The sequence below is a fragment of the Arthrobacter gallicola genome (assembly GCF_014836775.1).
Lineage (GTDB): Bacteria > Actinomycetota > Actinomycetes > Actinomycetales > Micrococcaceae > Arthrobacter_B > Arthrobacter_B gallicola.
The window spans coordinates 1-19,343 of sequence record NZ_JACSQD010000003.1; the positions used below are offsets into that span (position 1 = coordinate 1).

A 19,343-nucleotide genomic window follows, 5' to 3' on the forward strand; every position below is an offset into this window, starting at 1 on the left:
CGTCAAGGGATTCAATCCATTCCGCGGTTTCTTCCGGGTCACGGTCCGGCAGCTGGCTGGTCAGCCCGCTGAGGATGGGGGACATGTCTTCGCCTGCAGCCATCGCAGCCTCGTTTCATCGATAAAGAGTTAAAGAGCAGAAAGACTAAAGGTTGTGGCAGGGCCGCCGGAGCCGGATCTGTCCGGACCTGCAGCGGCGCATCCGCAGTGCGGCGCGTGGGCGCTGCGCGGGCGGTTTAGCTGCCCCGGTAACTGGAAAAGGAGTACGGGCTCAGCAGCAGCGGGACGTGGTAGTGGGCCTGGCCGCTGTCGACACTGAAGGTGAGCAGGACTTCGGGAAAGAACGACGGCGTTTTGTGCCGGGCGAAGTAGTCCGCAGTGGTGAACTCGAGGCGGTAGGTGCCGGAGGGCAGCGCTTCCGGTCCGAGGTTCTTGACGCGTCCGTCGGCATCCGTTTGACCGTCGGCCAGATGCGTCCAGGTGTCGTCCTGCAGGGAACTCAGACGGACGGGTACCCCGGCTGCCGGTTTCCCGGCTGCCGTGTCCAGGACGTGCGTGGTGATGTATGAGGTTGTCATTGGGAGAGTGTTCCTTCCAACCAGTGGACTGTGGTGTGGTGCAGCTGCTGCTCAGTGATGCGGCTGGCCTCATTGAAGCCGCGGAGCAGTGTTGCTGCCCTGTGGGGTTTCCGGGGTTGCGAAGGAAGTCCTGGCCACCGGTTCCATAAACTTTCACAAGGCGGAATTAAGATTCCATTGTGTGTAATAGTGAAACCTATGCCCTTGGACGTGTCAATTCTGTGAACTGCGTGGGCGTTAATGCCGCCGGTGGTCCTGAGGGGAGAGCTTCGGGCCGTAGGCCTGTTTGCGGAAACCTGTCAGCATAATCAGCCGTACTACCCGCTGACGGTGCCCGCGCCACGGTTCGAGCAGCTCCAGCATCCCGGCGTCGTCGGTCCGCTGCCCGGTGAGGGCGGCTCCCACATACGCCGCGAGGTGAAAGTCTCCAACTGACACGTCATCGGGGGAGCCGTGCGTGCGCTGCAGGATCTCGGCGGCACTCCACGGACCGATGCCGGGAAGGGACTGCAGCTTCGCGGACACCTCCGGGCCCAGCGGCTGCGCTGCCAGGCGTTCCAATCCCGAGGCCGCGGAACACGCGCGCAGCACGGTCCGGGAACGGGAGGAGTCGACGCCGGCGCGGTGCCAGTCCCAGCTGGGAATCCTGCGCCAGCCCGCGGCATCAGGCGCAATCATCAGGCCCGCAGGCGCCGGTCCCGGAGCAGGGGTGCCAAAGCGCTGAACCAGATACCGCCAGGCATGCGTGGCCTCCATGATGGTTACCTTCTGTTCCAGCACCACCGGGACCAGCGACTCGATGATCCGCCCGGTGCTGGGCAGCCTGATACCGGGGTGCCGCCGTCGTGCGTCCTGCAGCCCGTGCGGCAGGGTAGCCAGGAACCCTGGCTCGTCGAACCCGCTCCAGTCATCGAATTCCCCCAGCAGCGCGGGAACTGTTTCCAGCGCCTCGGCCGCGCCCGGACCCCAGGCCTGCGCCGCCACGCGGGCACCGGCGAGCAGGGGGCCAGGCTGCTGCGCCAGCCGCAGTGTCACCGGACCGGTTGGCATCCGGAACGCCAGCCAGGCCTCGCCCGCCGAGATGCGGACGGTCGGGTCGCCGCGGCCGTGGGCCACCACACGCAGGGTGCCGGCGAGGTCCAGCGGGCGGGAGAACTCATACTCTGCGCTCAGGGCTTTAGCCGGACCGGAGACAGGGGCCGCTCCGGGCCGGAAAGGGACGGGGCCCCTTCGGCCTGCCGAGGCAGCTGCGGTACCGGAGGACATGCAACCATGCTCGCACGGTCTGGAACCGCTTTTCTGTTCCCCGGCAACCGGCGGCGGGATGTCTGCACGCCAAGCGGCAGTTCGTTTACTACGCCGTGTTCAGCGCCACCTGATCCGGGCAGGCTTAGCCAGTAACGTGGAGCCCATGAAGTATGCCAACACTGTCCTGGACCTGATCGGCAACACCCCGCTGGTGAAACTCCACCACGTCACCGAAGGCATCGCGGCCACGGTGCTGGTGAAACTGGAGTACCTCAACCCCGGGGGGTCCATCAAGGACCGGATCGCAGTCCGGATGATTGAAGCCGCGGAAGCAGAGGGCAAACTCAAGCCCGGCGGAACCGTGATCGAACCGACCAGCGGCAACACCGGCGTCGGCCTGGCCCTGGTTGCCCAGCAAAAGGGCTACAAATGCATCTTCGTGACCCCGGACAAGGTGGGCGTGGAAAAGCGCGACGTGCTCCGGGCCTACGGCGCCGAAGTGGTGGTCACCCCCACCTCGGTCGCCCCGGACAGCCCCGATTCCTACTACGGTGTCTCCGACCGGCTGGTCCGCGAAATCGAGGGCGCCTACAAGCCGGACCAGTTCTCCAACCCGGCAGCACCGGCCAGCCACTACGAATCCACCGGCCCGGAAATCTGGAAGGACACCGATGGACAGGTCACCCACTTCGTGGCCGGAGCGGGCACCGGCGGGACCATCACCGGAACCGGCCGCTACCTGAAGGAAGTCTCCGCTGACCGTCCCACCGGTCCGGTCAAGGTCATCGCCGCGGACCCCGAAGGCTCGGTGTACTCCGGCGGCACCGGCCGTCCGTACTTCGTGGAGGGCGTCGGAGAGGACATGTGGCCGGGCAACTATGATCCGTCGGTTCCGGACGAGGTCATTGCCGTCAACGACGCCGCGTCCTTCGCCATGACCCGCCGGCTTGCCCGGGAAGAAGGCCTGCTGGTGGGCGGTTCCTCCGGCATGGCAGTGGTGGCCGCGCTGCAGGCTGCAAAGGACCTGGGACCGGACGACGTCGTCGTCGTCCTGCTGCCGGACAGCGGCCGCGGCTACATGGGCAAGATCTTCAATGACACCTGGATGAAGTCCTACGGCTTCCTTGCCGGGAACGAAGAGGAAGCTTCGGTCCGCGATGTGCTGGCCACCAAGACCGGCGGCCTGCCGGATCTGGTCCACACCCATCCGGGTGAGAGCGTGCTGGACGCCATTGGGATCCTCAATGAGTACGGAGTCTCCTACCTCCCGGTGCTGTCCCAGGAACCGCCGGTGGTCCTGGGCGAAGTTGCCGGTTCCGTGGATGAGCGTTCCCTGACCGAAAAACTGTTCCGCGGGGAGGCCAAGCCCACCGACCCCATCAGCGCGCACCTGGGGGAGAAGCTGCCGCTGATCGGCGCCGGGGAATCCGTGGCCGCCGCCAGGGAACGGCTGCAGGAAAACGATGCCCTGATGGTGACCCAGGACGGAGCTCCCGTCGGCATCCTCACCCGCCACGATCTGCTGTCCTATCTCAGCGCCTAGCGCCGCCCCACCCGACCTACACCGCCGTTAGCGGCACCAGGAGGAAAATCATGAGCACAGGCTTCAACACGCGGGCGATCCACGCCGGGCAGTCCCCGGACCCCACCACCGGGGCCGTGATCCCGGCGCTCTACCAGAGCACCACCTATGCCCAGGACGGGATCGGCGGGCTGCGGAACGGGTACGAGTACGGCCGCGGCACCAACCCGACCCGGGACGCGCTGCAGGAACAGCTGGCAGCCCTCGAGGGCGGACGCCACGCGTTCTCCTTCAGCTCCGGACTGGCTGCCGAGGATTCCCTGATCCGCGCCCTGCTGGTTCCCGGAGACCACATCGTCCTCGGTAACGACGCCTATGGCGGCACCTACCGGCTGATCAACCGGGTCCTCTCACCCTGGGGCATTACCAACGCTGCCGTGGACATGTCCGACTCCGCCGCGCTCCAGGCCGCGATCGCCGGCGGAAACACCAAAATGGTCTGGCTTGAAACGCCGTCCAACCCGATGATGAAGATTTCCGACATCGCCGCCATCGCCGAGGCCGCGCACAGCGCCGGCGCCCTGCTCGTCGTCGACAACACCTTCGCCTCGCCCTACCTGCAGCAGCCCCTGGCCCTCGGCGCCGACATCGTGGTGCATTCCACCACCAAGTACATCGGCGGACACTCCGACGCTGTGGGCGGCGCGGTGATCCTGAACGACGACGCCGCCGCGGAGAAGCTCGGATTCATCCAGTTCGCCGTCGGTGCGGTTTCGGCGCCGATGGAAGCCTGGCTGACCACGCGCGGCTTGAAGACGCTCGGTGTGCGGATGGACCGCCATTCCGCCAACGCCATGGCCGTGGCCACGTGGCTGCTGGATCAGCCCGCCGTGGAATCGGTGCTGTACCCGGGGCTCAAAGACCACCCCGGACACGACCTGGCCAAGGCCCAGATGAAGGACTTCGGCGGTATGGTCTCCGTGTCCTTCAAGGGTGGTGAAGCAGCCGCCCGCAAGGTGGCCGAGTCCACCAAGGTCTTCACCCTGGCCGAATCGCTGGGCGGAGTGGAATCGCTGATGAACTATCCGGCGGAAATGACCCACGCCTCGGTCAAGGGCACCGAGCTGGCCGTACCGGAGAACCTGCTGCGGCTTTCGGTCGGTATTGAGGACCTTGAAGACCTCATCGCTGACCTGGAGCAGGCGCTGGGCCAGCTCTAAGCACCTCAGCGCCGGCCGGTAAGCCGGCGCTTCGGGGCCTTTGGATCCCTGGCGGCGAAGTAGCGGCCGCTCGACGGCAGCCACAGCAGCGCGGCGCAGGCCAGCAGCAGGACACCCAGGGCCATCAGGGACGGGCCGCGGAAGAGCAGCGGAACTCCGGCAATCAGGCCCAGCGTGGTCAGGGTTTCCCGGCTGCTGCGCTTGCCATGGCGGAGCCGGAGCGCGTAGAACGCGGTCAGCACGCCCAGGGCGACGCCGAGGACCCCCAGGGTCAGCAGCCCCTGGCTGTCCTGCCGCTGGGTCTGGGCCGTGAAGAGAAACGAGCCGCCGGCCAGGGCCAGAACGACGGCGGATACCAGCCACGCCAGGAACGCGAGCCGCATGCTCCCGGGCATCGGCATTGTGGAACTGCTCAAGTAGGTCTCCTTATATAGCGTCGGGTCCGCTGCGCGGCACAGGTTCTGCCGGCGCATCCCGCCCGGTTCTACGCAGTTCTAACGGTAACCTCACGCAGCCTCAGGAGTGGACGGCTGGCCCGGCAGGCAGGCGAATCCCGGGAGCGGCCCGGTTAATTTGCGTCGGATCAGCGGTGCAGGCGTGTCCGCGCCGGTAGAGTGACCCTCGCTCGCATGCCCGACGGCGGCGGTGCAGGAGGGAGTGCCGATGGCCGGGTTTTGGCGTTCGCGGGTGGCCGCTGCTGCTCTGGTTCTCGGCGCGGGCGCGGCCGCCGCAGGCCTTCTGCTCCTGGCGCTGGACCTGGCCCCGCGGGACGGGCTGGACTTCACGGTTTACGTGACCGGCGGACAGAGCGTCATCGATGCCAGCGGGGAACTGTATTCGGTGAGTGTGCCGAACGGCGCCAACCCGGGCTTGATGTTCACTTATCCGCCCGCAGCGGCCCTGCTGTTTGTGCTCTTTGCGCCCTTCGGACCGAAGGCCGGTGCGGATATTTTCTTCGGGATGTCGCTGGTGCTCACGGCGCTGACCGCGTTGTGGCTGGTGAGCCACTTCAGCGGCAAACACAGTGCCCGGGCTGTCCTTCGTGATTTTTGGCTGCGCCCGGCAGCGGTGCTGGCCTTCGGGCTGGTGGCAGCACTCGGTCCCTGGCGGGAAACCCTGGCCTTTGGGCAGATCAACATTCTCCTGTTTGCCCTGGTGGTACTGGACTTCCTGGAGCGCCGGCCGGGCTGGCCGCGCGGCCTGCTCACCGGAGTGGCCGCCGGCATCAAGCTGACGCCGCTGGCGTTCGCCTTCTATTACCTGGTCCGCGGCGACTGGCGCGGACTGCGGAACATGGCCTTTGGTTTCCTGGCCACCTTCGGCCTGGGATTCCTGATTCTCCCGCGGGAGTCCAAAATCTACTGGGGAGAACTACTGCCGGACACCTCACGGGTCGGCGGAGGAGCGTACGTGGACAACCTCTCCATCCGCGGAGCACTGCTGCACTTCATGGGTCCGCAGGCCGAGGTGACGCCGTACTGGCTGCTGCTGAGCCTGGCAGCGGCTGCGGCCGCCGGCGTCGTTATCCGGCTGGCGGTCCTGAACGGATCGGACCTGCTGGCACTCGCCGCGGCGGCCCTGCTGATGCTGCTGATTTCGCCGGTCTCCTGGTCCCACCACTGGGTGTGGGTGGCCGTGTTCCTCCCGCTCCTTGGTGCCGGAGTGTTCGGCCTTCCCGCCGGCCGGCGGGGTCTGCGGATCACCGGCTGGGTACTGCTCTGTGCCTCGGTGACCATCTTCTACTTTTCTCCCAAAACACTGGCGCAGGCTTTTGGTGCACTGGACCTGAATGCGCAGGAACCCGTGCTGTGGCTGATGGTCTCCAGCGCCGGGGTGTTCTGCGCAGCCGGGATGCTCGCCTGGTGGTTTACGCTGCTTTGGCCGGGGCGGCCCAAGGGGTGGTGGCGCACCACGCATGTCGTGAACCGGGTCCTCACCCAACCGTCCTAGACTGATGCCCATGAGCACCGGAACCCTGCTGGCGGCCTGCCGGCTCCATGCACTGCTGCCCACCACTGACGCCACGGGTGTGACAGCCATTGATAAGCGTGCCGTCGAGGGCCCGGTGCAGGTGCATGCTCTGGGGCTGACTGCAGACCTGCAGGCGGACCGCAAGCACCACGGCGGTGAATCCAAGGCCCTCTACGCCTATTCGCAGGAAGACGCCGCGTACTGGGAAGCGGAACTTGGGGAAGCCGTGCCGCCGGGCCGGTTCGGTGAGAACCTGCGGATCGCCGGGCTGGACGCTTCCCGTGCGGTGGTGGGGGAGCGCTGGCAGATCGGAGCCGGCGTCGTCCTGGAGGTGACCTGCCCGCGGACGCCCTGCCGGAATTTCGCGCAGTACATGAACCAGCCCCGCTGGGTGGCCCGGTTCGCGGCCGCTGGACGGCTGGGAACCTACCTGCGGGTGATCAAGCGCGGCACCATTCAGGCAGGCGACACGATCAACGTCATCCACCGGCCCGAACATGGGGTGACCGTCGCCGACGTATTTACCGGCCCCACACCCCGGCAGCGGGAACTGCTGCAGGAAGCCGGTGCCGCGGGGGCCTATCTCTCACCGGAGATCCGGAAGGTGCTGGCACGCAAGCCGGCGGTCCCGGCCGCCGGGTAAAGGCCAGCGGGGAGCCGTGCCTGGAGGGGGCAAGCCCCGTCATTCCGGGGATTCTCCGCCCTGTGCCGGACCTCACGGTACTTCCGGCTGGTCCTGGGGCCGGGATGCCGTACACTTGAAGAGTCCCCCACTCCGGTATTCCCTGTTTTTCCTGCGGGCAAAGTTCCTGCAGGTATACGTTGTGTTGGGGCCCGCATTTCACATGCGGGCAGATTCATCTCCTGGGAGCGCCGGCAAAGAAATCGTCATACCGAGCTGAAGTCGCAATCCAGTGACACCGGCCCACAGCTGTGACGGAGAGTCCTGCCTGGGATTGCAACAGTGCCCGGACTTATGTACCCGCAGCCGCAAAGACCGGCTGCCCGGCCCCACTGATGAGGATATATTTCCCGTGCCTGAGAACGCCCAAGACACTGTAGAAGCACCCGTTGAAGCTGAAGAAGCCAACGAGGTTTTGTTCACCGATTTCAACCTTGATGCCCGCGTCCTCGCTGCCCTGACCGACGTCGGCTACAAGACGCCGTCGCCGATCCAGGCAGCCACCATTCCGGTCCTGCTTGAAGGCCGCGACGTCGTCGGCCTGGCCCAGACCGGTACCGGCAAGACCGCAGCGTTCGCTGTTCCTGCCCTCTCCCGCATGGCTGAGCTGGCCGAGGTCAACGGACCCACCAAGGACACCCAGATCTTGGTCCTGGCTCCGACCCGCGAGCTGGCCCTGCAGGTAGCCGAGGCCTTCACCTCCTACGCCGCGCACATGGACGACTTCACCGTCCTTCCCGTCTACGGCGGTTCCCCGTACGGTCCCCAGCTGGCTGGCCTGCGCCGCGGTGCCCAGGTTGTTGTCGGTACCCCGGGCCGCGTCATTGACCACATCTCCAAGGGCTCGCTGGACCTGTCCAACCTGCAGTACCTGGTCCTGGATGAAGCCGACGAGATGCTGCGCATGGGCTTCGCCGAAGACGTGGAGCAGATTCTCTCCAGCACGCCGGATGAGAAGCAGGTTGCCCTCTTCTCCGCCACCATGCCGGGAGCGATCCGCAAGATCGCCAAGAAGTACCTGAACAATCCCGCCGAAATCACGGTCAAGTCCAAGACCACCACCGGCGTCAACACCCGTCAGCGCTATGTGCAGGTCATGGGCCCGCACAAGCTCGATGCCATGTCCCGCATCCTCGAGACCGAGGACTTTGACGGCGTCATCGCCTTCGTCCGCACCAAGATGGCCACCGAGGACCTCGCCGACAAGCTGAAGTCCCGCGGCTACAAGGCTGCCGCCATTAACGGTGACATCCCGCAGCAGCAGCGTGAGCGCACTGTCGAGGCACTGCGCGACGGCAAGATCGACATCCTGGTCGCCACCGACGTCGCCGCCCGCGGCCTGGACGTCGAGCGCATCAGCCACGTCTTCAACTACGACATCCCGCACGACACCGAGTCCTACGTGCACCGCATCGGCCGCACCGGCCGTGCAGGCCGCAGCGGTGACGCGATCCTGTTCATGACCCCGCGCGAGAAGTACCTGCTGCGCGCCATCGAGAAGGCCACCCGCCAGCCCGTTGAGCACATGCAGCTGCCCGGCATTGACGTTGTCAACGCCAAGCGTCTGGCCAAGTTCTCCGACCGCATCACGGAGACCATGAAGTCTGAAGACCTCTCGGTCTTCCGCGAACTGGTCACCAAGTACATCGCGGAGCACGACGTTCCTGCCGAGGAAGTCGCCGCAGCCCTGGTTGTTATGGCCCAGGCCGGCCGCCCGCTGCTGATGGAAGAAATTCCGCAGGCACCGGCCCGCCAGCGGGAGCGCTCCGAAGGCCGGAACGACGGCTTCGGTTCCCGCGGCCCGACGCGCCCGCTGACCGAAGGCAACGCAACGTACCGCATCGCCGTCGGCCGCCGCCAGCGCGTAATGCCCGGTTCGATTGTCGGCGCCATCGCCAACGAGGGCGGCCTGTCCTCCGCGCAGATCGGCGGCATCGACATCCGCGCCGACCACACCCTGGTGGAACTGCCTGCAGATCTGTCCAAGGACCAGCTGCGTGCCCTGTCCCGCACCCGGATCGGCGGCGAGCTGATTCACCTGGAACTGGACAACGGACGCCGTCCCGCCCGTGAAGGCGGCTCCAGCGACCGCGCCGACCGTGGTTACAAGAAGGATTTCAAGAAGCGTGACGGCGAGCGGTCCTTCGGTGACCGCGGCTCCGACCGCCCGTACAAGAAGAAGTTCGACGGCGACCGCAGCTTCAGCAAGCCGGCCGGCGCCGGTGCCCGCAAGCCGCGTTTCCGCGACTAACCAGAACCGGCACGCATAGTGCCTGATAACAAGAAGGGCGCACCCCGCGGGGTGCGCCCTTCCTGTCGTTGGTGGCTCAGCCCTGCCGTTAGCGGTCGGTCCTGTCTCTACTGGCTCAGCGGCTGCTGGCTGGGGCACTGCGTGCCTGCCGGCTGACTGCCCGGCGCTGACGCCAAAGGTACAGGAACCAGGTCAGGGAGCCGGCGAGCGGGAAGCCGAGGATTCCCAGCAGGCACAGCAGCTTCACCGCCGGCTCGAGGTGCTTTTGGCGTGAGAGGGAAACGACGGCGGCCACCGCCAGGAGCGCGTAGGCCACGCCTAGAAATATCATCAGGGCCTCGTGACCGGTGGGAAGAACCGGATTGGTGCCTTCCATCGTCTGAGCCTTTCGCTGGATTCAACTGGTGGGCACCAGTCTGGCATACCCAGCGGAGGCCGTGCTCAGGCCACCGGGCCGGCTGGCCCGGCAGGGCCGTGGCGCAGGTGCAGGACATCCTGTGCCAATGCAGCCAGGTCCCTGAGGGTGGTTTCCTGCTCGCCGGTGAAACTGCGGGACTGCCGGTCCATGATGCACAGGGTGCCGATGGCCAGGCCATCGGCGTTGTGCAGCGGCACGCCGGCATAAAATCCGAACCCGGGCGAAGCGGCTACCAGGGGATTGGCAGCGGTCCGCGGGTCCTTCTTCACATCATCCACAATGAACGGTGCGTTCTGCCGCACGGTGACCGGGCACAGGGAATCCGCGAGTTTCGCCGAGCCGCGGTTTGTACCGCTGCCGGAGACGGTCCAGACCCGTTCCGCGCCCACGATGGAGACTGCCGCCACGGGGACGTTGAGCACCCGTGCGGTCAGCGCCGTCAGCCGGTCCAGCACCGGGTCCCGCACCCACCCGGCCACATCCAGTTCGTCCACGGCGCGGGCGCGTTCGGTATCCTCTGCGGTTTCGGCGCTGCGCCGTCCCCGGCCGGCTGCGGCGAGGCCCGGCATGGCTTCGGACACCTCGTGGGCGGTGGGCCGTTCCGCCGGGTCCAGTGCGGTCATCGCGCGAAGGAGCGCCACCCAGCCTGGGCCGAGCGATTCCGGAATCTCCGGACCCCGGAACAATCTCGCCAGGGCACTTTCGACGGCTATTCCGGGGAAGGCGCGCGCGCCGGTGAGGCACCGCAGCAACACCAGGCCCAGCGAATACACGTCGCTGGGCGGACCCACTGCTTCGGACCGCACCTGTTCCGGACTCATGAACCCCGCGGTGCCGGTGAACTCATCGGCTTGTGGGCGCGGGTCGCCTGCCATCTGGGCGACGCCGAAGTCGGTGAGCTTGGCCCGCAGCCTGGTTTCGTCAGCCCGGTAGTCGAACAGGAGGATATTGGCGGGCTTGATATCGCGGTGCACGATGCCGCCCTGATGCATATAGTCCAGACCGATGGCGAGGTCGTATCCCAGATTCGCCACCTGGCGCGGGGGCAGCGTCCCCTGGGAGAGCCGCCGGCTGAGGTCCGAGCCCTGCACCAGCTCCATGGCCAGCCAGACGATCGAAGTGCCGGAAGGGGAGACTTCTGTTCCGGCATCGAACAGGGTAATCAGGCTGTGATGGCTCAGGCGGGCCAGGACCTTCGCTTCGGCTTCGTTGCGCCGGCGCTCCTCCTCGGTCCGGGCCAGCGATGCGATCAGTTTGACGGCGACGTCGCGGTCCAGCAGTTCGTCGACGGCGCGGTGCACCACGCCCATGGAACCGGAGCCGATTTGTTCCTCCAGCCGGTATCTGCCGCCGACCACCGTCCCGGGCTTCATTTGCCTCGGCATCCGCGAACACGCTCCTGTGTGATTCTCATCCGTCCGGCAGGGAAGCCGCGGGCAGGAAACCCAGTTGTTTCCCGCTCTGGAGTTTATGTCCCGCACCACGCTTCATCTGCCAGGACAGGCCGCTGACCTGCGAATTCAGTGTTGTCAGTCACAATGTGGCGGTTTGGCCCGAATCGATTTCGTGATGCGGAGAAAGTGCTGGTAGAGTTTTATGTCGTTGCCCCGGTAGGGGGCGATGCCCCGATAGCTCAGTGGTAGAGCGCCATCTTGGTAAGATGGAGGTCCCGGGATCGATTCCCGGTCGGGGCTCTCAATGGGAGAGTCCGCGTTTCCAAGCCTGTTGTTCGCAAGGGCCAGGTATGCGGACTTCACTCATTTATGGCGGTGTAGCTCAGTTGGTTAGAGCGCACGACTCATAATCGTGAGGTCGGGAGATCGAGCCTCCCCACCGCTACAGATTGACCCTCGGAGTATATCTCCGAGGGTCATTTTGTTTGTTGAGCCTGGTGTGAGCTGCCGCAACACGGTCCGGACAGATGGCCAGGGGACCCGCAGCAGGCAGGACGGCTTGTAGGATCGCTTGGGAGAAGAGCACGCCGTCCCGATCAATCGCACCGAGCACGGAACGAAAGATGCAGACCCGATGACTGAAAACCTGCCCGACCCGGAGCATCCGGAGAACCTGCTCACCCGGCGCGGCCGGCGGGCAGCTCGTTTAGCCGCACAGACCGAAGATCAGGCGCCGGGCGAAGACGGGACGCGAACTGACGCGGCGGCCGCCAACGCTGCGGAGAGGCCCGAAACTATCCCGGCCGGCCATGCCGGCGGGAGGACTGCCCCGGACAGTACGGCACACGACAGCTCAGCCCGGGACGGCGCCCCCGACACTACAACCGGGGACGAGGACGGCGCAGCTGCTGCACTGCCGGCCGCAACCGGACGGCGTAGCCGGGTAATCCTGGAGCCAGCGGAAGCGGAACCTCTCCGCGAATTGCGGGAATGGACACAGGCGCCGGCAGTCGTCCAGGAAACCCGCGGGGAGACGGAGCCCGGCTCCCAGGCAGCGCAGGCCGGTGCCGGAAGGGCCGTGGCAGGCAGCGCATCAAGGACAACTGAAAGCGATACGAACATCTCTACCGAGCACCACACCCCTGCGGAAGATACCGACTCCGCGCAGACTTCCGGCGGGGAACCGCTGACCGAACAGGATTCGGGGCAACAGCCGGGGGAGCAGGACCAGGTGCCCGCACCCGAAACACGCACCAACATCTGGGATGGCCCGGAACCGGCAACGGCAGGGATGTCCCGGATCCCGCTGCTCAGCGATCTCCCGGCATCCGCTTTTCCCGCCGTGCTTCCTCAGCCGCCGGCCGATCCGCCACTGACCTCCGGCGAACTCCCGCTGATTGAGAATCCACCGTCCGGCGAAGGCCTGCGGCTGGACGCAGGGTCCGGCGATGACACTACGCTGGACGGCGGCGCCCCCGTAGCCGGTGCCGAAACCCCGGTACATGGTGTCGAGGCCCCGGCAGAGGGCGGCGAACCCCCGGCAAAGGGCGGTGAAGCTCCCACCGAGGCAGGTTCCGGGCGCAGCATGACTGGTGTTCCGGCTCTGCCTCCGGTCCCTGCGGAGATGCCGTCGGACCTGCGCGAACGCACCCGCCTCGCCGTCCGCGGCGAACCGAACGACGTCCGCCGGGCAACCTTCCTGGATACGGGGACAGCCAAGATACCTGCAGCGCGTGGTTTCCGCGGATTCCTGGCCTCCATGGGCCTGCGGATTGCCCCCTCTGCAAAGGAGCTCGCCGAACGGCGGGATATCCGGATGGTCAGCCAGCACTGGCCGGGCCCGCGGACCATCTCCGTGGTGAACGGCAAGGGCGGGGCCAACAAGACGCCAACCACGGTGATGCTTGCCGCGCTGTTTGCGCGCAACGGCGGCGGGCCGGTTCTGGCGTGGGATAACAACGAGACCCGCGGAACCCTGGGCTGGCGCACGGAACAGGCGCAGCATGATTCCACGGTCATGGACCTGCTCCCGGAAACCGGGCTGCTGCTCTCACCCGAGGCCCAGTCTGCGATGCTCGCGCGGTTTGTGCACCACCAGACCGACGATAAATATGATGTCCTCCGGTCCAATCCGAATGTCCTGGCCTCCGAGCAGAAGGTCACCCGGGCAGACTTCGATGTCCTGCACGAAGTGGCCTCGAAATATTTCCGGTTGAACATTGTGGATTCAGGCAATGATGAAAGCGCCGAGCGGTGGCTGCGGATGATCGATCACACCGATCAGCTGGTGATCGCCACGACCACCGTCGAAGAGCACGCCGAGGCCGGTGCCCTCCTGCTTGAAGCCCTCCAGGAGCGCGGTGGGCGCTCCGCCGAGCTGGCGCGCGGCGCCGTCGTTATTGTGTCCCAGGCGGACCGTAACGGTACCGAAGCCCAGGCCCGGAGGGTCGCCGAGGCGTTCAAGGTGCTGGCCCGCGCAGCGGTCACCATTCCCTACGATCCGGCGCTGGTCAAGGGGCAGATCCGCTACGCGTCGCTGCGGCCGGCTACTCAGCGGGCCTGGCTGAAGGCCGCCGCCGCCGTTGCCGGAGGGCTGTAGCAAAAGGTTAGTTCGTCAGCTTGCTTAGTATTGCCTCTTTTTCCTAGGGTAGGAATCAGCGGTGGTTCAGACCGGACCGCCAGACCCACGAACGGAGGCACAATGTCAGCTCATGATATTTCCGGCAAGAAGGTCGCTTTCCTGCTCACGGACGGCGTGGAGCAGATTGAACTTACCAGCCCCTGGGACGCGGTGAAGGATGCGGGCGGCGAACCCGTGCTCGTCTCGCCGGCCAGTGGCACCCTTCAGGGTTTCAACGGCGTGGACAAGGCAGATACGTTCACCGTTGACCTGGACGTTGCCAAGGCCAATGCAGCGGACTTCGACGCGCTGGTGCTTCCGGGTGGCGTGATTAATGCCGACTATCTGCGGGTGAACGAAGACGCCCGCCGGTTCGCACGTGACTTCTTTGCAGCGGGAAAGCCTGTCGCGGCGATCTGCCATGGACCGTGGCTGCTGATCGACGCGGGCGTGGTGAAGGGCCGGGACCTGACGTCCTTCCACACCCTGGCTACCGACCTGCGCAACGCGGGAGCGAACTGGACCGACGAGGAAGTAGTTGTGGACCAGGGTCTGGTCACCAGCCGCACCCCCGATGATCTCCCCGCCTTCAATGACAAGGTGGTCGAGGAGATTTCCGAAGGCCAGCACGCCGGCCAGCACGCCTAGCGTCCCCGCCCCTGTACCGCCCCGGCTGCCGCACGGCAGCCGGGGCGGCCTGCTGAGACGAAGGCGGATAACGAGGTGCGGCGCCGTAAGCCGAGGCGCTGATTAGCCCCGCGTCAGGACTTTGGCATGGTCCGCCCGCTCGAGCAGCCGCGACGTGGTGTAGCCGATGACGAGGCCCCAAAACGCCGGGTGGATGTTAAAAAGACTCATGCCGGAGATGGTCACGACAAATGTCACTAAGGACCCGAAGGTAAACGCCGTAGCGAAAGCAGTAATAAACGCCTGCTGCAGAGCCCGCAGCATAGCAATGCCCCCAAGGACCAGGACGAATTCCGTGGGCGTGGCGAGCATGATCCGGGTGAGGGCGGGCGCCAGAAGAGCGCAGAATATAGCCAAAACGCCAAACACTACGGCAGACGTGTACTGGCGCTCCCGGCTTCCCGAGGAGGTCATCAGGGCGTTAGTCGGGCCGGTGAGGCAGGCCGAAACGGCGCCGCAGCCGGCGTTGAACAGAGAAAATACACCGGAAACGACGGCGCAGGCATTGACCGGCGGCTTGTGTCCGGCCGCGCGGAGGACAGCAACGCCCTGGCCATTTTGAACGAACAACACGGTGACGGCCAGGGGTACAACCAGTTCGAGCTGGGCAGCCCAGGTGAATTCGGGCGCGGTGAAGACCGGGGCGGCCAGAATCGCTCCCTCTGCCAGTCGGTCAAACTGACCACTTGCCGCCACGGCTAAGCAACCAACCACAAGTGTGCCGAGTACTGGTGGAAGGATCCGGCCAAGGAAGGGCACCGCAGTGAGCACCATGAAGGCGGCCACCATAGGGCCAGCCACCCCCGGGTTGGCCTGGGCTGAGGTGATGATATCGGTGCCGAATTTCAGGAAAACAGCTGCCACCATCGCCATAACGATCGGCATAGGGACGGCTGCCATGATCCGGCGCACCACGCCGGTGGCACCCAGCGCCAGGATGAGAATGCCCGAGGTGAAAAACGCTCCGACCACCTCCGGAAAGGAGAGATGCTGCAGCGACGGGCCCAGGAGGACGGTGCCGGGAATAGACCAGGCGAAGCCTAGTGGTTGGCGGTAGAGGAGCGACATGCACAGGGTGGCGGCCCCGCCGGAGAAAAGGATGCCAAATACCCATGATGCGAGCTGACTCTGGGTGAGTCCTCCCGCTGTGCCAACGGCGAGCGTGACCGCTATGGGGCCGGAAGCGGTAAAGATAAAGCCAATCAACCCGTTGGAAACATAGGGAAGGCCCAGGTCGCGGAGGATCCGACGCACGCCCGCGCCGCGAACCTCCGGACGTTCCAGCAGTGGTTGGGAAGCGGGCCCCGCAGTGGTCCCCGGGCGGGTAATGGCTGGAGGGTCATGGTGGAATTTGTGCATTCTGGCTCCTGGCATCGGGCGCAACAACCTAGAAGCGCTCCGGAATTTGTATCCGGAGCGCCTTCGGTATCGGAGTGCAGGCTCCGGCACCGTCTCTGAGCGGTGATTCTTATTTGTGCTCGCCTTCCTTGGCGAGGACGTAGTTGTAGACCACTTCTTCGCCGGCCGGACCGTCTGTGCGGGGCAGGGGATCAAGCATGAGCTCAGGCTTGACTGCCGAGGCGATGTCGTCTGCGTTGTGGGGATCGCCGGGGAAGTACAGCTGCTGGGTTACGGGCTGGTACCCGGGCGCGGAGACCTTGATGTGGATGTGCGCGGGGCGCCAGGCATGCCACCCCGCCGCGCTGATCAGCTGGCCGCAGGCTCCGTCAGTGGGAATCTGGTAGGGCGCCGGACGCATCGTATTGATTTCGAAGCGGCCGTCGTCATCCGCCTTAACAGTGGCGCGGAAGAGCCAGTCGGGGAGCCCCGGGGCGTACTGCGAGTAGAAGCCGGCGCTGTCCGCGTGCCAGATCTCTACCTGGGCATTCTTGATCGGGTTGCCTTCTGTGTCCGTGAAGCGGCCGCTGAACAGCAAAGGGGTGCCCTCTTCACCGTCGCGCATCTCCACGGTGGCCGGTGTTTGGAGCACGGGGGAGTCCGGAACGTAGTACGGTCCTTCGATAGTGCCCACGGTTCCGGGACGGTCCTGCGAGTTGACATCCTCCACTGTGTGTTCCAGCCACACATCAAGGAACAGCGGCCACTCCCCGTCTGTCCCCACCTTGATGAGCCAGGCTTTGAGTGCGTTGTATTCCTCGTAGGTGACTTCGTGTTCTACGACGAGGTCATTAGCAGCTTTGATGAGTGCTCCCGCCAGCAGACTCACCCGCTCCTTCGGCACATCCAGCCGCGCCAGCTTGCCCGAAGCGGTGAACCGTTCAGTCGCCTTGGATCCGGCTTCGACTGCAGTGCCTTCGTTCTCGCTGCGGACGTCCGTGTGCGTCTCAGTCATGTTGATCTCCATACTCCTTATGTGAACTGGGGGTCAGGAAAAGGCCCTGTACCCGTTGCGATCCCCTGTTGACCGCCGTCGCTGCGGCACTCCGGCGGCTTGTGATGCCTGTCTCATCGTAGGGTCCGAATAAGGACGCTACAAATATCGATTAGGCCGGTTTTTTGTCACGGCGCTTACATAAAGACACCCTTGGTCAACCCTAGGGTTTTACCTGATGTGAGAGCCGTCACGATAGGGAAGAGTTGCCTGGCGAACGTCCTTCGGGGCACCGCGGGTTGGCTTGGACTTCCCGCTCATCCGTCCAGCACTCTCCAATGAAGGAGCCGCCATGACCGAGAACCTGAACCATGTCCGGGAGGTCCTTGCCGACGCAGTGGTTGACGATCGCGAGAACGGAGTCATCCGGGCTAAACGCGAGATTTTCACCGATCAAGAGATTTTCGAACTTGAGATGAAGCACATCTTCGAAGGTAACTGGGTATACCTCGCTCACGAGTCCCAGATCCCTAATGTGGGGGACTACTTCACCACCACGATCGGCCGGACTCCCGTAGTGATTACCCGTGGCAAGGACGGGAACCTCAACTGCATCGTCAATGCCTGCTCCCACCGCGGCGCGATGCTGTGCCGCCGTAAGACGGACAACCGCACGACTTTCACCTGCCCGTTTCACGGCTGGACGTTCAAGAACTCGGGCGAGCTTCTCAAGGTCAAGGACTCCCGCAACGCCGGCTATCCGGAGACCTTCAACAAGGAGGGTTCCCATGACCTCACTAAGGTTGCCCGCTTTGACTCCTACCGCGGTTTCCTCTTTGGCTCCCTGAAAGCGGAGGTCCTCCCGCTCGAGGAGCACCTGGGTGATGCCACTAAAGTGATTGACTCCATCGTGGACCAGTCTCCGGAAGGGCTCGAGGTACTGCGCGGGTCCTCCACCTACACCTACGACGGCAACTGGAAGGTACAGGCAGAGAACGGCGCGGACGGTTACCACGTGACCGCCGTGCACTGGAACTACGCTGCCACGACCGCACGCCGCGGGGCCGGCGACTCCGCCAATACGACCAAAGCCATGGATGCCGGCAAATGGGGCAAGGTGAAGGGCGGCTTCTATTCCTACGACCACGGACACCTGCTGTTGTGGCAGGAATGGACCAATCCGGAGGACCGCCCCCTGTGGGACCGCCGTGATGAGCTGGTGGCGAAGTACGGCGAGGAGATGTCCAACTTCATGATCAACATCTCTCGGAACCTCTGCCTGTATCCGAATGTCTACATCATGGACCAGTTCTCCTCGCAGATCCGTCACTTCCGCCCCATTTCCGCGGACCAGACCGAGGTAACGATCTACTGCATCGCACCCAAGGGCGAATCGCCGGAGAACCGGTCCAAGCGCATCCGCCAGTATGAGGACTTCTTCAACGCCACCGGCATGGCAACTCCCGACGACCTTGAGGAGTTCAGGTCCTGCAATAAGACCTACTGGGCAACCTCGGCGCCCTGGAACGACATGACCCGTGGCTCCACCCATGAGATTGCAGGTCCCGACGAACAGGCCCAGTCGCTGGGGATGACCAAGGTTATAGCCTCCGGCGTACGCACTGAGGACGAGGGGCTCTACCCGATCCAGCACCGGTACTGGAAGGAAGTCATGGACCAGGCACTGGCAGAGGAGCAGGCTCCGAAAGCCGTGCCCGCCACCGCCTGACCGAGACCACCTGGAACCAGAGAGAGACCACCACCAATGACCAACCTGAGAACGCCGGCGGCGGTAAAGACCGCTGATGAGATTGCCACCTTGGAAACTGTCCGGGCCTTCCTGTACAAAGAAGCCCGCCTGCTCGATGACCGCCAGTTTGATGAGTGGCTCCAGTGCTACCACCCCGATTCCGAATTCTGGATGCCTGCATGGGACGTCGACGACCGGTTGACCGAGGACCCGCAGAAAGAAATCTCACTCATCTATTACGACAACCGCGGCGGCATCGAGGACCGCGTTTTCCGGATCAAGACGGACCGCTCCTCAGCCACCTCCCTCCCGGAGCCCCGCACCGGGCACAACATCACAGACGTAGAAATTCTGGAGCACGACGGCGGCCGGGTGAAAGTTCGCTTCAACTGGTTCACCTTGTACTTCCGCTACAACACCACGGACACGTACTTCGGGAGCAGTTTCTACACGATTGATCTCACCGGCAGGGAACCGGTGATCATGCAGAAAAAGGTAGTGCTAAAGAACGACTACATCCACCACGTGGTGGACGTCTACATGGTCTGACGGCCGCACCCCGGTGCCAGGCGCATCACTGGCACCAGTCTTGACCATTTCGAATCACGTGCCCAAACGAGGCATGTCCGCATTTTTCCGGGTCGCGAAGACGCGCCCCAGCCAGGAGGAA

The 19,343-nt window shown here is 64.9% G+C and carries 16 protein-coding genes and 2 tRNA genes; 11 read left to right on the top strand and 7 right to left on the bottom strand.

Annotation, left to right across the window (positions count from 1 at the left end):
* Positions 1-236 precede the first annotated feature (236 nt).
* Both uraH and H9639_RS07205 read right to left on the bottom strand, forming a co-directional pair.
* Entirely contained in the window at positions 237-578 is a 342-nt protein-coding gene (gene uraH / locus H9639_RS07200) for a hydroxyisourate hydrolase (RefSeq protein WP_191807456.1), read from the bottom strand.
* Positions 579-815: 237 nt separating this feature from the next.
* Positions 816-1,844, bottom strand: a complete 1,029-nt coding sequence (locus H9639_RS07205; RefSeq protein ID WP_191807457.1) for a DNA-3-methyladenine glycosylase family protein — start codon at positions 1,842-1,844, stop codon at positions 816-818.
* Between the two features lie 145 nt (positions 1,845-1,989).
* On the opposite strand from H9639_RS07205, the gene H9639_RS07210 reads away from it, so the two are divergent.
* A complete protein-coding gene (locus tag H9639_RS07210) occupies positions 1,990-3,369 on the top strand; it encodes a cystathionine beta-synthase (protein WP_191807458.1) in 1,380 nt (459 codons plus the stop codon).
* 50 nt (positions 3,370-3,419) lie between these two features.
* Positions 3,420-4,568, top strand: coding sequence for a cystathionine gamma-synthase (locus H9639_RS07215; protein ID WP_191807459.1), 1,149 nt, complete (start codon positions 3,420-3,422; stop codon positions 4,566-4,568).
* A 5-nt stretch (positions 4,569-4,573) separates the two neighbouring features.
* On the opposite strand, the gene H9639_RS07220 is transcribed toward H9639_RS07215, so the two are convergent.
* A complete protein-coding gene (locus H9639_RS07220) occupies positions 4,574-4,984 on the bottom strand; it encodes a hypothetical protein (protein ID WP_191807460.1) in 411 nt (136 codons plus the stop codon).
* Between the two features lie 247 nt (positions 4,985-5,231).
* On the opposite strand from H9639_RS07220, the gene H9639_RS07225 reads away from it, so the two are divergent.
* From H9639_RS07225 to H9639_RS07235, 3 genes are all read left to right on the top strand, one after another.
* The gene (locus H9639_RS07225; RefSeq protein WP_191807461.1) at positions 5,232-6,518 is read left to right on the top strand and encodes a glycosyltransferase 87 family protein; all 1,287 of its coding nucleotides are present in this window, start codon (positions 5,232-5,234) and stop codon (positions 6,516-6,518) included.
* 10 nt (positions 6,519-6,528) lie between these two features.
* A complete protein-coding gene (locus tag H9639_RS07230) occupies positions 6,529-7,182 on the top strand; it encodes an MOSC domain-containing protein (RefSeq protein ID WP_191807462.1) in 654 nt (217 codons plus the stop codon).
* A 391-nt stretch (positions 7,183-7,573) separates the two neighbouring features.
* On the top strand, positions 7,574-9,472 hold the full coding sequence (locus H9639_RS07235; protein ID WP_318242019.1) for a DEAD/DEAH box helicase: 1,899 nt from the start codon (positions 7,574-7,576) through the stop codon (positions 9,470-9,472).
* Positions 9,473-9,587: 115 nt separating this feature from the next.
* Here the strand turns inward: H9639_RS07235 and H9639_RS07240 are convergent, their stop codons facing one another.
* Both H9639_RS07240 and H9639_RS07245 read right to left on the bottom strand, forming a co-directional pair.
* Entirely contained in the window at positions 9,588-9,848 is a 261-nt protein-coding gene (locus tag H9639_RS07240) for a PLDc N-terminal domain-containing protein (RefSeq protein WP_191807463.1), read from the bottom strand.
* A gap of 65 nt (positions 9,849-9,913) precedes the next feature.
* Positions 9,914-11,275: a protein kinase domain-containing protein gene (locus tag H9639_RS07245; protein WP_191807464.1), complete on the bottom strand. Its 1,362-nt coding sequence runs from the start codon at positions 11,273-11,275 to the stop codon at positions 9,914-9,916.
* 237 nt (positions 11,276-11,512) lie between these two features.
* Here H9639_RS07245 and H9639_RS07250 point away from each other — a divergent pair.
* From H9639_RS07250 to H9639_RS07265, 4 genes are all read left to right on the top strand, one after another.
* Positions 11,513-11,584, top strand: a tRNA-Thr gene (locus tag H9639_RS07250).
* A gap of 71 nt (positions 11,585-11,655) precedes the next feature.
* A tRNA-Met gene (locus tag H9639_RS07255) sits at positions 11,656-11,729 on the top strand.
* 189 nt (positions 11,730-11,918) lie between these two features.
* Positions 11,919-13,883 (top strand): AAA family ATPase, encoded by a 1,965-nt coding sequence (locus H9639_RS07260; RefSeq protein ID WP_191807465.1) that lies wholly within the window; start codon positions 11,919-11,921, stop codon positions 13,881-13,883.
* Between the two features lie 102 nt (positions 13,884-13,985).
* On the top strand, positions 13,986-14,552 hold the full coding sequence (locus tag H9639_RS07265; protein ID WP_191807466.1) for a type 1 glutamine amidotransferase domain-containing protein: 567 nt from the start codon (positions 13,986-13,988) through the stop codon (positions 14,550-14,552).
* A gap of 102 nt (positions 14,553-14,654) precedes the next feature.
* On the opposite strand, the gene H9639_RS07270 is transcribed toward H9639_RS07265, so the two are convergent.
* Both H9639_RS07270 and catA read right to left on the bottom strand, forming a co-directional pair.
* Entirely contained in the window at positions 14,655-15,950 is a 1,296-nt protein-coding gene (locus H9639_RS07270; protein WP_191807467.1) for a benzoate/H(+) symporter BenE family transporter, read from the bottom strand.
* Positions 15,951-16,059: 109 nt separating this feature from the next.
* The gene (gene catA / locus H9639_RS07275; protein ID WP_191807468.1) at positions 16,060-16,956 is read right to left on the bottom strand and encodes a catechol 1,2-dioxygenase; all 897 of its coding nucleotides are present in this window, start codon (positions 16,954-16,956) and stop codon (positions 16,060-16,062) included.
* Positions 16,957-17,275: 319 nt separating this feature from the next.
* Here catA and benA point away from each other — a divergent pair, with 319 nt between their 5' ends.
* Together benA and benB are read left to right on the top strand one after the other, a co-directional pair.
* The gene (gene benA, locus H9639_RS07280) at positions 17,276-18,652 is read left to right on the top strand and encodes a benzoate 1,2-dioxygenase large subunit (RefSeq protein WP_191807469.1); all 1,377 of its coding nucleotides are present in this window, start codon (positions 17,276-17,278) and stop codon (positions 18,650-18,652) included.
* 36 nt (positions 18,653-18,688) lie between these two features.
* Positions 18,689-19,222, top strand: a complete 534-nt coding sequence (gene benB, locus H9639_RS07285) for a benzoate 1,2-dioxygenase small subunit (RefSeq protein ID WP_191807470.1) — start codon at positions 18,689-18,691, stop codon at positions 19,220-19,222.
* Positions 19,223-19,343 lie beyond the last annotated feature (121 nt).

Bases quoted from the DNA above. Each gene is read 5' to 3' on its own strand.
- H9639_RS07270 (WP_191807467.1), bottom strand. From the start codon at position 15,950: ATGCACAAATTCCACCATGACCCTCCAGCCATTACCCGCCCGGGGACC.
- catA (WP_191807468.1), bottom strand. From the start codon at position 16,956: ATGGAGATCAACATGACTGAGACGCACACGGACGTCCGCAGCGAGAAC.
- uraH (WP_191807456.1), bottom strand. From the start codon at position 578: ATGACAACCTCATACATCACCACGCACGTCCTGGACACGGCAGCCGGG.
- H9639_RS07210 (WP_191807458.1), top strand. From the start codon at position 1,990: ATGAAGTATGCCAACACTGTCCTGGACCTGATCGGCAACACCCCGCTG.
- H9639_RS07205 (WP_191807457.1), bottom strand. From the start codon at position 1,844: ATGTCCTCCGGTACCGCAGCTGCCTCGGCAGGCCGAAGGGGCCCCGTC.
- H9639_RS07265 (WP_191807466.1), top strand. From the start codon at position 13,986: ATGTCAGCTCATGATATTTCCGGCAAGAAGGTCGCTTTCCTGCTCACG.
- H9639_RS07245 (WP_191807464.1), bottom strand. From the start codon at position 11,275: ATGCCGAGGCAAATGAAGCCCGGGACGGTGGTCGGCGGCAGATACCGG.
- H9639_RS07260 (WP_191807465.1), top strand. From the start codon at position 11,919: ATGACTGAAAACCTGCCCGACCCGGAGCATCCGGAGAACCTGCTCACC.
- H9639_RS07230 (WP_191807462.1), top strand. From the start codon at position 6,529: ATGAGCACCGGAACCCTGCTGGCGGCCTGCCGGCTCCATGCACTGCTG.
- H9639_RS07215 (WP_191807459.1), top strand. From the start codon at position 3,420: ATGAGCACAGGCTTCAACACGCGGGCGATCCACGCCGGGCAGTCCCCG.
- benB (WP_191807470.1), top strand. From the start codon at position 18,689: ATGACCAACCTGAGAACGCCGGCGGCGGTAAAGACCGCTGATGAGATT.
- benA (WP_191807469.1), top strand. From the start codon at position 17,276: ATGACCGAGAACCTGAACCATGTCCGGGAGGTCCTTGCCGACGCAGTG.
- H9639_RS07225 (WP_191807461.1), top strand. From the start codon at position 5,232: ATGGCCGGGTTTTGGCGTTCGCGGGTGGCCGCTGCTGCTCTGGTTCTC.
- H9639_RS07240 (WP_191807463.1), bottom strand. From the start codon at position 9,848: ATGGAAGGCACCAATCCGGTTCTTCCCACCGGTCACGAGGCCCTGATG.